Annotated in this window: 13 protein-coding genes; 1 reads left to right on the forward strand and 12 read right to left on the reverse strand. The window is 65.6% G+C overall.

Annotated features, from left to right (window positions below; translation table 11 throughout):
- The 11 genes from lptB to ACE3RX_RS06390 all read right to left on the reverse strand — a co-directional run bounded on the left by lptB (window position 1) and on the right by ACE3RX_RS06390 (window position 7,797).
- Window positions 1–723 carry an LPS export ABC transporter ATP-binding protein gene (gene lptB, locus ACE3RX_RS06340; protein ID WP_374481475.1) on the reverse strand — a complete coding sequence of 241 codons (723 nt, stop codon included), beginning with the start codon at window positions 721–723 and terminating at the stop codon, window positions 1–3.
- Window positions 710–1,162 carry a recombination regulator RecX gene (gene recX / locus ACE3RX_RS06345; protein WP_374481575.1) on the reverse strand — a complete coding sequence of 151 codons (453 nt, stop codon included), beginning with the start codon at window positions 1,160–1,162 and terminating at the stop codon, window positions 710–712. Before recX ends, lptB begins: the two co-directional genes overlap by 14 nt.
- A 25-nt stretch (window positions 1,163–1,187) precedes the next feature.
- Window positions 1,188–2,219, reverse strand: a complete 1,032-nt coding sequence (gene recA, locus ACE3RX_RS06350) for a recombinase RecA (RefSeq protein WP_374481477.1) — start codon at window positions 2,217–2,219, stop codon at window positions 1,188–1,190.
- A gap of 215 nt (window positions 2,220–2,434) precedes the next feature.
- Window positions 2,435–2,920: a nicotinamide-nucleotide amidase gene (pncC, locus tag ACE3RX_RS06355; RefSeq protein WP_374481479.1), complete on the reverse strand. Its 486-nt coding sequence runs from the start codon at window positions 2,918–2,920 to the stop codon at window positions 2,435–2,437.
- Window positions 2,920–3,399: a phosphatidylglycerophosphatase A gene (locus ACE3RX_RS06360; RefSeq protein ID WP_374481481.1), complete on the reverse strand. Its 480-nt coding sequence runs from the start codon at window positions 3,397–3,399 to the stop codon at window positions 2,920–2,922. The genes pncC and ACE3RX_RS06360 overlap by 1 nt, the downstream gene beginning before the upstream one ends.
- Complete coding sequence (thiL, locus tag ACE3RX_RS06365) at window positions 3,396–4,364, reverse strand: thiamine-phosphate kinase (protein WP_374481483.1); 969 nt, start codon at window positions 4,362–4,364, stop codon at window positions 3,396–3,398. Before thiL ends, ACE3RX_RS06360 begins: the two co-directional genes overlap by 4 nt.
- Window positions 4,365–4,394: 30 nt before the next feature.
- Window positions 4,395–4,874, reverse strand: coding sequence for a transcription antitermination factor NusB (gene nusB, locus ACE3RX_RS06370; protein ID WP_374481485.1), 480 nt, complete (start codon window positions 4,872–4,874; stop codon window positions 4,395–4,397).
- On the reverse strand, window positions 4,871–5,341 hold the full coding sequence (gene ribH / locus ACE3RX_RS06375; protein ID WP_374481487.1) for a 6,7-dimethyl-8-ribityllumazine synthase: 471 nt from the start codon (window positions 5,339–5,341) through the stop codon (window positions 4,871–4,873). The genes nusB and ribH overlap by 4 nt, the downstream gene beginning before the upstream one ends.
- 37 nt (window positions 5,342–5,378) lie before the next feature.
- Window positions 5,379–6,479, reverse strand: coding sequence for a bifunctional 3,4-dihydroxy-2-butanone-4-phosphate synthase/GTP cyclohydrolase II (gene ribBA / locus ACE3RX_RS06380; RefSeq protein ID WP_374481489.1), 1,101 nt, complete (start codon window positions 6,477–6,479; stop codon window positions 5,379–5,381).
- Window positions 6,476–7,087, reverse strand: coding sequence for a riboflavin synthase (locus ACE3RX_RS06385; RefSeq protein ID WP_374481491.1), 612 nt, complete (start codon window positions 7,085–7,087; stop codon window positions 6,476–6,478). The genes ribBA and ACE3RX_RS06385 overlap by 4 nt, the downstream gene beginning before the upstream one ends.
- Before the next feature lie 275 nt (window positions 7,088–7,362).
- A complete protein-coding gene (locus ACE3RX_RS06390) occupies window positions 7,363–7,797 on the reverse strand; it encodes a cyclic nucleotide-binding/CBS domain-containing protein (protein WP_374481493.1) in 435 nt (144 codons plus the stop codon).
- A gap of 395 nt (window positions 7,798–8,192) precedes the next feature.
- Between ACE3RX_RS06390 and ACE3RX_RS06395 the strand changes: the two genes are divergently transcribed.
- Complete coding sequence (locus ACE3RX_RS06395) at window positions 8,193–12,485, forward strand: PAS domain S-box protein (RefSeq protein WP_374481495.1); 4,293 nt, start codon at window positions 8,193–8,195, stop codon at window positions 12,483–12,485.
- A gap of 117 nt (window positions 12,486–12,602) precedes the next feature.
- On the opposite strand, the gene ACE3RX_RS06400 is transcribed toward ACE3RX_RS06395, so the two are convergent.
- The gene (locus tag ACE3RX_RS06400; protein ID WP_374481497.1) at window positions 12,603–13,043 is read right to left on the reverse strand and encodes an NUDIX hydrolase; all 441 of its coding nucleotides are present in this window, start codon (window positions 13,041–13,043) and stop codon (window positions 12,603–12,605) included.
- Window positions 13,044–13,097: the final 54 nt, after the last annotated feature.

Here is a 13,097-nt window from a genome sequence, read left to right on the forward strand (position 1 = left end):
TCAGAGCCTGAAGTGCTCGCCAAGGTACACCTGGCGGACCTGTTCGTTATGAACGATCTCGTCCGGGCGGCCACTGGCCAGCACTTCGCCGGCGTTGATGATGAAGGCACGGTCGCAGATGCCAAGGGTTTCACGGACGTTGTGGTCGGTGATCAACACACCGATCCCCTTGTCCTTCAGGAAGCGGATGATCTTCTGGATGTCGATGACGGCGATCGGATCGACGCCGGCGAAGGGTTCATCCAGCAGGATCAGGCGTGGGTCAGTGGCCAGCGCGCGGGCGATTTCGCAGCGCCGGCGTTCGCCGCCGGACAGGGAGATCGCAGTGCTGTCGCGCAGGTGATCGATGCCCAGTTCGTTCAGCAGCTCGTCGAGGCGGCTGGCGATCTGCGGCTTGGAAAGGTTCTGCAGCTCAAGTACAGCCTGGATGTTCTCGGCTACCGTCAGCTTGCGGAAGACGCTCATCTCCTGCGGCAGGTAGGACAGCCCGAGGCGCGCGCGCTGGTGGATGGGCCGATGGGTCAGCACCTCGTCGTCGAGGGTGATCTCGCCGCCGTCGGCGGCCACCAGGCCGACGATCATGTAGAAGCAGGTGGTCTTGCCTGCGCCATTGGGGCCGAGCAAACCCACTACCTCGCCGCTGCCGACGTTGAAGGAAACGTCGTGAACGACCGTGCGGGCCTTGTACTTCTTGCGCAGGTTGCTGACTTTAAGCAGGCTCATCGCCGGGTTGTTCTTTCAGGACTCTACGAATGATTTCGGTGGAAAAGCCGCGACCTTGAAGAAATCTCGCCTGCCGTGCCCATTCTCGCGCGTCTGCGGGCGGCGTGGCGAACTTTCGGCGGTGGATGTCGCGCGCGCGTTCGAGTTCGCTGTCTGTGGTGTTTTCCTCGATTGCGTCGCCGATCAGTTCGGCGGACACGCCACGGCGGCTCAGTTCCAGTTTCAGGCGGGCGGCGCCGAAGCGGCTGGCCTTCGCGCGCACATAGGCATCGGCGAAGCGGGCGTCGGACAGCAGGCCAAGGTCCACGAGGCGGTCGAGCTCGGCATCGACCTCCTCGGGGCTGCCGAGTGCGCCGAGCTTACGTGCCAGCTCCATGCGGGAGTGCTCCCGTTGGGCCAGGCAGCGCAGCGCGCGCTCATGCAGGTTCATCGCCATCAGGCCGGCTCTCCGGACGCCCCGGGCTTCAGGCGGCCGCCTGGCCGGCGGAGCTGATCACCGCCATTTCGGGCAGACCAACCGCCACGCGGATCTTGTTCTCGATTTCGCGGGCGATGTGCGGGTTGCTCTTCAGGAACTCGCGGGCATTGTCCTTGCCTTGGCCGATCTTCTCGCCGTTGTAGGCGTACCAGGCGCCGGACTTGTCGATGAACTTGTGCTGGACGCCCAGATCGATGATCTCGCCCTCGCGGGAGGTGCCTTCACCGTACAGGATGTCGAACAGGGTCTCGCGGAACGGCGGGGCGACCTTGTTCTTGACGACCTTGACCTTGGTCTCGGAGCCGATTACCTCGTCGTTCTTCTTGATGGTGCCGATGCGGCGGATGTCCATGCGCACGGACGCATAGAACTTGAGCGCGTTCCCGCCGGTGGTGGTTTCCGGGCTGCCGAACATCACACCGATCTTCATCCGGATCTGGTTGATGAAGATCACCAGCGTGTTGGTGCGCTTGATGTTGGCGGTGAGCTTGCGCAGGGCCTGGGACATCAGACGGGCTTGCAGGCCAGGCAGCTGGTCGCCCATCTCGCCTTCGATTTCGGCCTTTGGGGTGAGGGCGGCGACGGAGTCGATGATGACCACGTCCACGCCGCCGGAACGCACCAGCATGTCGGCGATCTCGAGGGCCTGTTCGCCGGTGTCCGGCTGGGAGATCAGCAGGTCGCCGATATTGACGCCGAGCTTCTGGGCGTAGGTGACGTCCAGCGCGTGTTCGGCGTCGATGAAGGCGGCGGTGCCGCCGAGCTTCTGCATTTCAGCGACGACCTGCAGGGTCAACGTGGTCTTGCCGGAGGATTCGGGACCATAGATTTCGACAACCCGGCCACGGGGCAAACCGCCGATGCCGAGGGCGATGTCGAGGCCCAGGGAGCCGGTGGAAACAGTCTGGATGTCATGCTCTACCTCGCCGTCGCCGAGGCGCATGATCGAGCCCTTGCCGAACTGCTTTTCGATCTGCGAAAGGGCAGCGGCGAGGGCCTTAGCCTTGTTGTCATCCATTTGTCTTGATCCTTGTGATAAGGGTTTTGGAGATTATGGCACAGAGTTTGCGTAGGAGTGGACGCAGGTGCCGCAGCAAATTTTCACCACGAGGCATGTGGCGATGCTGTTATTTTATACAGTCACTGGCGGGCGTCCAGCGAAATTGCTCAGCAATATCGCAAACCGTATGCCGGTTGACTTTTTTGTGCTGTGCGCGCCAGCGTCGGAGATCTTCAGCGGTAGCGGCGGAGCAGCTCTTCGAGGGCGAAGATGACGGCCTGGCGGCGCACCGCTTCACGGTCGCCGTCGAAGTGGCAGGTGGCAGTCTGGGCTGCTTCGCCAGTGCGGACCCAGCCGAAACAGACCGTGCCGACGGGTTTTTCCGGCGAGCCACCGGTGGGGCCGGCGACACCCGAGATCGACAGGGCCAGGTCGGCCTCCGAACGCTCCAGCGTGCCGCGGGCCATTGCTGCGGTGGTCTGCTCACTGACTGCGCCATAGCGCGCCAGGGTCATCGGTGAGACGCCGAGCAGCGCACATTTGGCATCGTTGGAGTAGGTGATGAAGCCGCAGTCGAACCAGGCCGAACTGCCGGCCGTGGCGGTGACCACTTCGGCGACCCAGCCGCCGGTACAGGATTCGGCGCTGGCCAGCCGCCAGCCCTTGGCCTGCAGGTGCTCACCGACGAGGCGGGACAGGGTTTCCAGTTGAGCTTCCATCAGCCGATGATCCTCATCAGGATGGCCAGCACCAGCAGCGAATAGCCGGCGGCCAGCAGGTCGTCGAGCATTACGCCGAAGCCGCCGCGAGTGCGCTCGTCCACCCAACGGATTGGTGGCGGCTTGACGATGTCGAAAAAGCGGAAGGTCACGAAGGCGGCGGCCTGCCAGGCCAGTGTGGCGGGAGTCAGCCACAGTACCAGCCAGATCGCGACGATCTCGTCCCACACGATGCTGCCGTGGTCGGCCACGCCGAGGGCCCGGCCGGTGCGTTCGCAGGCCAGGATACCGAACAGGAAGCAGGCTACAAGCAGCGCGGCGAACATCGGGTCGGACAGCGGTGCCGACACGAAGGGAAACAGCAGCCAGCCGGCCAGCGTGCCGAAGGTGCCGGGGGCTTTCGGCGCGAGGCCGGAGCCGAAGCCGAGGGCAACGAAATGGGCTGGGTCGGAAACCAGGAAGCGCGGCGTGGGTTTCATGCGTCGCGGCCGAAATGGTCGTAGCCGCTGGCTGTTACCGGCCGCAACTGGCCGTCGCGGGCGAGCAGCGAAACCTGTTCGGCCTGTGTGGTGATCCGGCCGATGCGGTGCAGTGGTAACTGCAGGCGCTGCGAAATGGCTTCTATGTCGCTGCGGTGCTCGGTGGGTGCGGTGAATAGCAGTTCGTAGTCATCGCCGCCGGCGGTGCAGGCGGAGAACGCCCGTTGCGCATCGCCGCAGGCGGCGTTCAGCGCGGCGACCGGCAGTGTGGCCTCGTGGATCTCTGCGCCGACGCGGGACAGTTCAAGGATGTGGTTCAGGTCGCCGAACAGGCCGTCGGAGACGTCCAGCATAGCGCTGGCCAGACCGCGCAGGGCCAGGCCGAGAGCGACCCGGGGTTGTGGCCGCTGCAAGGCAGCCAGGCAGTCGTTGCGATGGGTCTCGGCCAGTTGGATCTGACCGCGCAGTTCGGCCAGTCCGAGGGCTGCACGGCCTGGTGCGCCGGAGACCCACAAGTCGTCACCGGGGCGAGCGCCGGAGCGGGTGATCGCGGTGCCGGTGGGGACTTCACCGAAAATGGTTGGGCACAGGTTGAGCGGCCCGCGCGTGGTGTCGCCGCCGATCGCGTCGATGCCGAATGCCTCACAGCAGGCGAAGAAACCGCGTGCAAATGCTTCAATCCAGGCTTCATCGGCGCTCGGCAGGCTGGCTGCGAGGACCACCCAGCGCGGCTCTGCACCCATCGCAGCGATGTCGGAGACATTCACCGCGAGGGTCTTCCAGCCAAGGTCTTCCGGATTGGTGTCGGCGAAGAAGTGCGTGCCGGCCACCAGCATGTCGGTGGAGATGGCCAGCTGCATGCCGGCCCGGGGCCGGATCAGCGCCGCGTCGTCGCCCACCGCCAGGTCGGTGTGGCGGGCGGGACGGGTGAAGTGCCGGCGGATCAGGGCGAATTCGGAAGGCATCGCGCAGGGACGGTCCGGCGGCGGGCCGGATCAGTTCGACTGGTCTTTGTTGCGGGGGGCGCGACGCTGCTGGGCGTTGGCTTCCACCTCGTCGGCCCGCACGCGGGCGGCGAGCTTGTCGAGCACGCCATTGACGAACTTGTGGCCGTCGGTGCCGCCGTAACCCTTGGCCAGCTCGATGGCCTCGTTGATGATCACGCGGTACGGCGTTTCAGGACGATGCACCAGCTCGAAGGTGGCCATCAGCAGGATGCCGCGCTCGATCGGCGACAGCTCGTTGAGGGGGCGCTCGATGTAGGGTGCGAATGCCACCTGCAGGTCGGGCGCGTTGCCGATGGTGCCGCGCAAGAGGCCCAGGAAGAGGTCGCGGTCGCACTTGTCGAAACCGCCCACTTCGCCCATCTGGCTTTCGATGGAGGTCAACGAGGACTGGCTCAGCAGCCACTGGTAGATGCCTTGCAGCGCGAATTCGCGGGCGCGGCGGCGGGGGGATTTGTTCGGGGTGTTCATGCCAGAGCCTTCAGCAGACGGGCCATCTCGACGGCGGCCTGGGCGCAGTCGGCGCCCTTCACCTGCATGCGAGCCAGGGCCTGGTCGTCGTCCTCGGTGGTGAGGATGCCGTTGGCGATGGGCACGCCGGTGTCTAGGGTGACACGGGTGAGGCCGGCGCCCTGCTCGTTGGAGACCAGTTCGAAGTGGTAGGTCTCGCCGCGGATCACCGCGCCGAGGGCCACCAGCGCGTCGTAGCGGCCGCTCTTGGCCATGACCTGCAGGGTCAGCGGGGCTTCGAGGGCGCCCGGTACGGTGGCGATGGTGATCGCATCGGGGGCGACGCCAAGGCGCAGCAACTCGGCGGTACAGGAAGACAGCAGGCCTTCGCATACGTCGATGTTGAAGCGGCACATGACGATGCCGACGCGGAGGCCCTGGCCGTCGAGGTTCGGGGCGATTTCGGGGATGTTGTCGTAACGGGGCATGGATTTACCTGAAAGGAGGATTCGTGGGCCGGTGGGCTCAGGCTTCGGGCGCGACGTGGCCGACGACGGTCAGGCCGAAACCGGCCATGCTCGGGATCTTGCGCGGGCTGGCCAGCAGCTTCATCTTGCCGACCTTGAGTTCGCGCAGGATCTGGGCGCCGATGCCGAATAGGCGCGGGTCCCACTTCTGGGCCGGCTTGGCGGCGGCGGGGTCGCCGGACAGTTGGGCGAGCAGCTCCTGGCCGCTCTGCGGGCGGTACAGCAGCACCATCACGCCGTTGCCGTGCTCGGTGATGCGCTTGAAGGCGGCGTCCACCGGGAAGCTGTGGCGGCCGCTGGAGGTGTCGAGGAAGTCCAGTACCGACACCGGCTCATGGACGCGGACGAGGGTCTCGACGTCTGCGTTGATGTCGCCGTACACCATCGCCAGGTGGACATCGCCGGAGGTCTTGTCCTCGAAGGCACACAGGCGGAACGGCCCGTGGGCGGTGTCGACGGTCTTCTCGCTGACCTTCTCGACCAGCTTCTCGGTGCGCGCGCGGTATTCGATGAGGTCGCGGATCGCGCCGATCTTGAGGCCGTGTTCCTTGGCGAACTCGATGAGCTCGGGCAGGCGGGCCATGGTGCCGTCGTCGTTCATGATCTCGCAGATCACTGACGCCGGCTCCAGCCCGGCGATGGCGGCCAGGTCGCAGCCAGCCTCGGTGTGGCCGGCGCGGATCAGCACGCCGCCCGGCTTGGCCATGATCGGGAAGATGTGACCCGGCTGCACGATGTCGGAGGGCTTGGCGTGGCGGGCCACCGCGGCCTGCACGGTGCGCGCCCGGTCGGCGGCGGAGATGCCGGTGGTGACCCCTTCCGCGGCCTCGATCGACACCGTGAAGGCGGTGCTGAACTGGCTGCGGTTGTCCCGCGCCATGTGGTTGATGCCGAGCTGGCGGCAGCGCGCCTCGGTGAGCGTCAGGCAGATCAGGCCGCGGGCATGCTTGGCCATGAAGTTGATGGCTTCCGGCGTGATGTACTCGGCTGCGATGACAATGTCGCCTTCGTTCTCGCGGTCTTCCTCGTCCACGAGGATGACCATCTTGCCGGCCTTGATGTCGGCGATGATGTCTTGAATCGGGGCCAGTGCGCTCATGCGGAAGCTCCTTCGTCGCTGTTGCGCCAGGCCTGCATGCGCTCCACGTAGCGGGCGATGAGGTCGATTTCCAGGTTCACCTTCACGCCGGCGGCGAGGCGCTTGAGGGTGGTGACCTGCACAGTGTGCGGGATCAGGTTGATCGAGAATTCGCGGCCGTCGACGCGGTTCACCGTGAGGCTCACGCCGTCGATCGTCACCGAGCCCTTCTTGGCGATGTAGCCGGCGAGGGCGGCCGGGGCGCGGATGACCAGTTCATGGCTTTCGCCGATCGGCGCGAACTTGACCACTTCGCCGATGCCGTCCACGTGGCCGGTGACCAGGTGGCCGCCGAGGCGGTCGGCCAGGCGCAGGGCCTTCTCGAGGTTCACTTCGCCGGGCTCGGCGAGGCCGACCGTACAGTTGAGGGTTTCGCGGGACACGTCGAAGTGGACGGTATTGCCTTCGCGGGCAATCACCGTGAGGCACACGCCGTTGTTGGCGATGCTGTCACCGAGCTGGACGTCGTCCAGGTCGAGGGTGCCGACGTCCACGGCGAGACGTACGCCGTCTTCAAGGGGCGACACGCTCAGGATGCGGCCGGTAGCGGCAACGATTCCGGAGAACATGGGTTGGGGGCTTAGAGAGGGGAAAACGCGATTCTAGGCGATTTCGGCGCGGGACTGGCGCTTTGTGCGGACGGCGAAAGGCTCGCTTTCGATCCGTGGAGGCGAATTCATTGGCCCTTGGAGTCTGCTCCTGGAGGGGCGGGCGAATGAATTCGCCCGCACAAAAAACCGGGCCACCGGACTGGGCCACGACATATGGCCAAAGGATTGCCGCTGCAAAAGAAAGCCCCCACCAAGGAGGCTGAGGCCTTGGTGGGGGCTGGCCTGTCAGGAGATCAAAGAATCTCGGCGATGTGGTCGCGCTCCTTCAGTTCCTCCTCGAACTGGCAGATTTCGCGGCCCAGCGCGTTGCGTGCCGAGACCATGCCGACCGGACGGCCGTTGTCGACCACTGGCACATGGCGGAAGCCGCCTTCGAACATCATGTGCAGGGCATGGTCGAGCAGCTTGTCGGGCGTGGCGGTCTGCAGATTCACCGACATCACTTCGGACAGCAGCGTCTTGTCCGGATCGAGGCCCTTGGCCACCACCCGGTTCAGGACGTCGCGTTCGGTGAACAGGCCGCTCAGCAGGCCTTTGTCGTCTACCACCAGGATCGCCCCGACCTTAGCGTTGGCCATGGCGACGGCTGCTGCGCGGACGCTGGTTTCGGCGATGGCGCAGACGATGGACTGGCCATCGATGACATCACGCAGGGTTCTATTCGGCATCGTTGTCTCCTTTATAGGTGTGTGTTGAAGATGCGGACAAGGGGAGCGTGAAGGCGGGGCGCCTGGGCGTCCCGCCGGAAATCTGGACTAAGTGCTTGTCGGGGGGCGGGCGTACCTGCGGGTACGGTTGGGGCAGGCCGGCACTGTAGGGATGCATCCCGGAGCCAGGGCGACGAAGTGGGCGAGGGAGCGGGTCATGGGGGCTGCTCCTCCTGGAGGGATCTGATTGTTAATCATGGAACTTAGCGGGCACTTTCGCAAGCAGCGAAAAAGTACCGTTTTGCCTGTGTTGGGTAGCGTGGCAAGAGGACGCACTTCGGCATACCATCAATCGAAGGTGGATGGCGTTTCGCCGTCCATGCTCCGCTGTGTACATGAGGGGCGGTACGACAACAATGACAAGCAGTCCCGACCGATCCTGCGACGGGGAGGCCGATGCCTTCCATGCCCTGCTCGAACTGGCTTCCCGGGAAACCGGCGTAGACCTGGAGCGCTACAAGGAGGGCACCTTGCGCCGTCACGCCGAACGGCGTTGCCGGATGCTGGGTTTCGCCACGTTTGCCCAGTACCTGGCCCATGCGCAGGCACACCCGGATGAGCTGGCCCGCCTGCAGCATGGGTGCATGGTGTCTGTGTCGACTTTTTTCCGCGACGCGGAGGTCTTCGACGAACTGGCGCAAAGCCTGCGGCAACGGCTCGCCGGACAGCCCGCCGGGGTTCCGCTGCGGGCGTGGGTGCCGGCCTGCGCCAGCGGGGAAGAGGCCTATTCCATCGCGATCCTGTTGGCCGAAATCGTCGAGGTGCTGGCCGAGCCGCGGCAGGTGCGCATCTTCGCCACCGACATCGACCAGGAGGCCCTCGAGTTCGCCCGCCTCGGGAGTTACGCCGCCGCCGAACTGGAAGGCATGAGCCACGAGCGGCTGGCCCGCTGGTTCGTCCCCGATGGTGAGGGCTGGCGCGTTGGCAAGGCGCTGCGGGAACTGTGCGTGTTCTCGCTGCACGACCTCACTGGCCATCCTCCCTTCATCCGCATGGATCTGGTCAGCTGCCGCAACGTCCTGATCTATTTCAAGCCCGCGCAGCAGGCGGAACTGATCCGCAACTTCCATTTCGCCCTCAATCCGGGCGGTTTGCTCTTCCTCGGTAAGGCTGAATCCATCGGGGGGGCGCCGGAGCTGTTCGAGCCCGTCGATCTGGCAGGCAAGTTGTACCGGCGCAATGACGGGCCGGGCCGGGCCAGCGGCGCGGTCTTCCACCATGGGGTCAGCGAGCGGGTTGGGCGTGTGCTGCCACGCCAGCATGCCCGACCCCAGCGTGAGCTGCTCGCCGAGCAGGCTCGCGACCTGATGGTCGCCGCCTACGGTCCGCCGGGTGTATTGGTGGATGCCGGCTTCGAGCCGCTGCATTTCTTCGGCGCCTCCCGACGCTATTTCTCGCTGCCGGTGGCGAGCGCCGATTTCTCGGTTTTCGCACTCGTGTTGCCAGAGTTGCGCGGCGAGCTCAAGGCCCTCGGCCTGCGCATGCGCCAGGACGGGGCCGACGTGCTGCGTGGAGTCGGCGCCCAGGTGCGCATCGGTGATGAAACACTGCAGGTGCGGCCGGTCCTGCGGCGGGTGCCGGTCGTGGAGGGCGTTCCGTCCGGCTGCGTGTTGATCAGCTTCGAGGAAACGCCGGTCAGGCCCGCGCCGCTGGCCTATGACGGCGCAGGCGGGCTGGCTTCCGCCGAAGCGGCGGAGGAGATTGCCCGCCTGCGCCAGGAACTGGCCGACACCCGAGAGCATCTGCAGGCGGTCATCGAGGAACTGGAAACGTCCAACGAGGAGTTGCAGGCCCTCAACGAAGAGATCCAGGCCTCCAGCGAGGAACTGCAGGCTTCGAACGAAGAGTTGCAGGCCTCCAACGAAGAGCTCACGACGCTCAACGAAGCCCTGCGCCTGAAATCCCTCGAGTACGTCCAGCTCAACACGACCCTCACCAACATCCAGGACTCCATCCGCTCCAGCCTGGTCGTAGTTGACCGGGACGGCCGGGTGACGCGCTTCAATGCGTTGGCCGGACGTGTCTTCGGCCTGCTGCCGGCGGATATCGGCCAGTTCCTGTACGGTGTGCCCTGCCATCTCGATCTGCCGCTACTGCGCCAGTGGGTGAGCGGCGTGGTGGCCGGTGGCGGAGCGCTGGTCGAGCACGTGCGGCAGCGTGACGAACACTATCTGGTGCAGGTCGATCCCTGCCTCGACGAGTCCGGCGGCATCGCCGGCGCTGTGCTGACGTTTACCGACATATCCGACCTGCGCCGCGCCGAGGACGCGCAGGCCCTCAGCGAGGCCCGTTTCCGGCAGGTATGGGATTCCAGTGTCGAAGGTCTGCTGGTGGTCAGGCCCGATGGCGAAATGCTGCTCGTCAATCCGGCCCTGGCCCACATGTTCGGCTATACGGAGGGCGAACTGCTCGGTCAGCCGGTGGACATGCTGGTGCCGGATGTGGTGCGGGCTGCACACCGGACTCACCGGGAGCGCTATCACCTGGCGCCGGAGCAGGCCCAGGTGCTGATGGCGCGGCGCAGCCTGCGCGGCTGCCGCAAGGATGGCAGCGAATTTGCAATCGAGCTGAGTCTCAGCAGCCTCAACATCGATGGCGTGGCCCACGTGCTGGCGTCCATCTCGGACGTTACCGAGCGCAGCCTGGCGGAAGAACTCCTGAAGGCCAGCGAACGGCGCCTGCGCCTGGCCCTCGACGCCGCCCGGGCCGGATCGTGGGAATGGTTCGTGGCCAGCAACAACAACTTCTGGTCCGACGAGCTGTGGGCGTTGTACGGCCTGGAGCCCCAGTCCGTTACGCCGTCCTACGAGGCCTGGCAGCAGATCGTGCACCCTGCCGACCGGGTGCCGCTAAAGGCTCTCGTGGCCGATGCCAGTGCGCGAGGCGAACGTTTCGAAGCGGAATGGCGGGTCAATCTGCCGGACGACCAACCGCCCCGCTGGCTGCTTTCCATTGGGCAGCCGGTGCGCGACGACGAGGGGCGAGTGCGCAGTTACATCGGCATCGTCATCGACGTCAGTGCCCGCCGGCTGGCTGAAGAGAAGCGCCGCGACAGCGATGCGATGCTCGCCACCATCCTCGACAATGTGGGCGCCTACATCTACATCAAGGACACGGAATACCGCTACACCTACGCGAACCGTGCGGTATGCGGGCTGTTCGGCGTCGGGCGCGAGGAGGTCTGTGGCCACACCGACGAAGTCTATTTCGACGCGCCGACCGCCCGCAGCCTGCGCGACAACGATCGCCGGGTCATCGAGGGCGGCGAACGCATCGAGATCGAGGAAACCAACGTCGATGGGCGCAGCGGCGAGGCCCACAGCTACATCTCGATCAAGCTGCCGTTGCGCCGGGAGGACGGCCGCATCTACGCCCTGTGCGGTATCTCCACCGACATCACCGAGCGCAAGTGCGCCGAGCAGGAACTACAGCGCTACCGCCAGAACCTGGAGAGTACCGTTGCCGCGCGCACCCGCGAGTTGCTGCAGGCCAAGGAGGCGGCTGAATCCGCCAACCGGGCCAAGAGCGCCTTCCTGGCCAACATGAGCCATGAGATCCGCACGCCCCTTAACGCGGTGCTCGGCATGGCGCGCATCATGCAGCGGGAGGGTGTCAGCCCGACCCAGGCTGAGCAGCTCGGCAAGATCGACAGCGCCGCCCAGCACCTGCTCGGCGTCATCAACGACATCCTCGATCTGTCGAAGATCGAGGCCGAGAAGTTCATTCTCGAAGAAGGGGAGTTCGCGCTGGACGGGGTGGCCGCCAATGTCGCCTCGATGGTCCACGACCGGACCACGGCCAAGGGGCTGCGCCTCGTCGTCGAGGCGGAGAGCCTGCCCTGCCTGGTGCGGGGGGATTCGACCCGCTTCACCCAGGCCCTGCTCAACCTGGTCAGCAATGCGGTCAAGTTTACCGAGGCCGGCACCATCCTGATCAGCCTGCGGGTCGAGGCGCGCCAGGGCAATGCGCTGCAGGTGCGGGCCGAGGTGCGCGACAGTGGCATCGGCATCCCGCGGGACGTGCTGGGCAAGCTCTTCCGTCCCTTCGAGCAGGGGGACACCTCGACCACCCGCAGGTACGGCGGCACTGGTCTAGGGCTGGCGATCACCCGCCGGCTCGCCGAACTGATGGGGGGCGAGGCTGGCGTCGCCAGCGATGTGGGGGTGGGCAGCACCTTCTGGTTCACCGCCTGGCTCGGCGTCGGGCGCTCCATCCAGCACGGCCTGCCCGAAGTGGACAACGGCGGCAGCGCGGAGAGCGTGCTGAACACGGAATATGCCGGTGCGCACATCCTGCTGGTGGAGGACGAGCCGGTGAACCAGGAGGTCGCCAAGCTGTTCCTCTTTGATGCCGGGCTGGACGTCGCCGTGGCCGGCAACGGCGCGGTGGCGGTGGAAATGGCCGCCGGCTCCTCCTTCGACCTGATCCTGATGGACATGCAGATGCCCGAAATGGACGGCCTCGAGGCGACCCGCCGGATCCGCGCGCTGCCCGCCTACCGGCAGGTACCGATCATCGCGATGACTGCCAACGCCTTTGCCGAAGACCGCGCCCAATGCATGGCCGCCGGCATGGACGATTTCCTCTCCAAGCCTGTCGATCCCGACCGCCTGTTCTCGACCATTCTGCGCTGGCTGCGGCGGCGCTAACACCCGGCCGTTCGCGCTCATCGCGCCGGTTTTGCGCGTTTTGGAGATGTCCTGCCGTAGGGGCGAATGAATTCGCCCCTACAGGCCCAGCCTGAAAAGGTTGCCTTGCCGTGAAGCTCAGTGCTTGAGCTTGTCGAGCAGGCCGCGCTTGATCGCCGTGGTGGTCGGCCGGTTGAACTTCTCGGGCAGGCTGCCGGGCTTGAACCAGCGGAAGTTCGAATGCTCCCGGTTTAGGCGCGGGGCGATCTCCCGGCTGACGCGCAGCAGGTAGTAATGCATGTCCCGGTCGGCCATGTCGCCGCTGATCGACGACACGCGCCCGAGCTTGATCAGCTGTTTCTCTTTCACCCGCAGGCCGGCTTCCTCCACCAACTCGCGCATCAGCGCCTTGCGCGGCGCCTCGCCACGATCGACGCGGCCACCGAAGAAATTCCACAGCCCGGAGTTATTAACGACCTCGGAACGCTTGCCGAGCAGGAACTTGCCTGTTTCGATGCACTGGATGATGGCCCAGGCGCCGGTTTTGGCGGACGAGGGCTTCACGCGGTCTTTGGCCATGACTGTCGAGGCTGCGCTGATGGATCAGGGGTAATACGAATATCTTATAACGAG

Origin of the sequence: Zoogloea sp. (assembly GCF_041914405.1) — a bacterium.
Lineage (GTDB): Bacteria > Pseudomonadota > Gammaproteobacteria > Burkholderiales > Rhodocyclaceae > Zoogloea.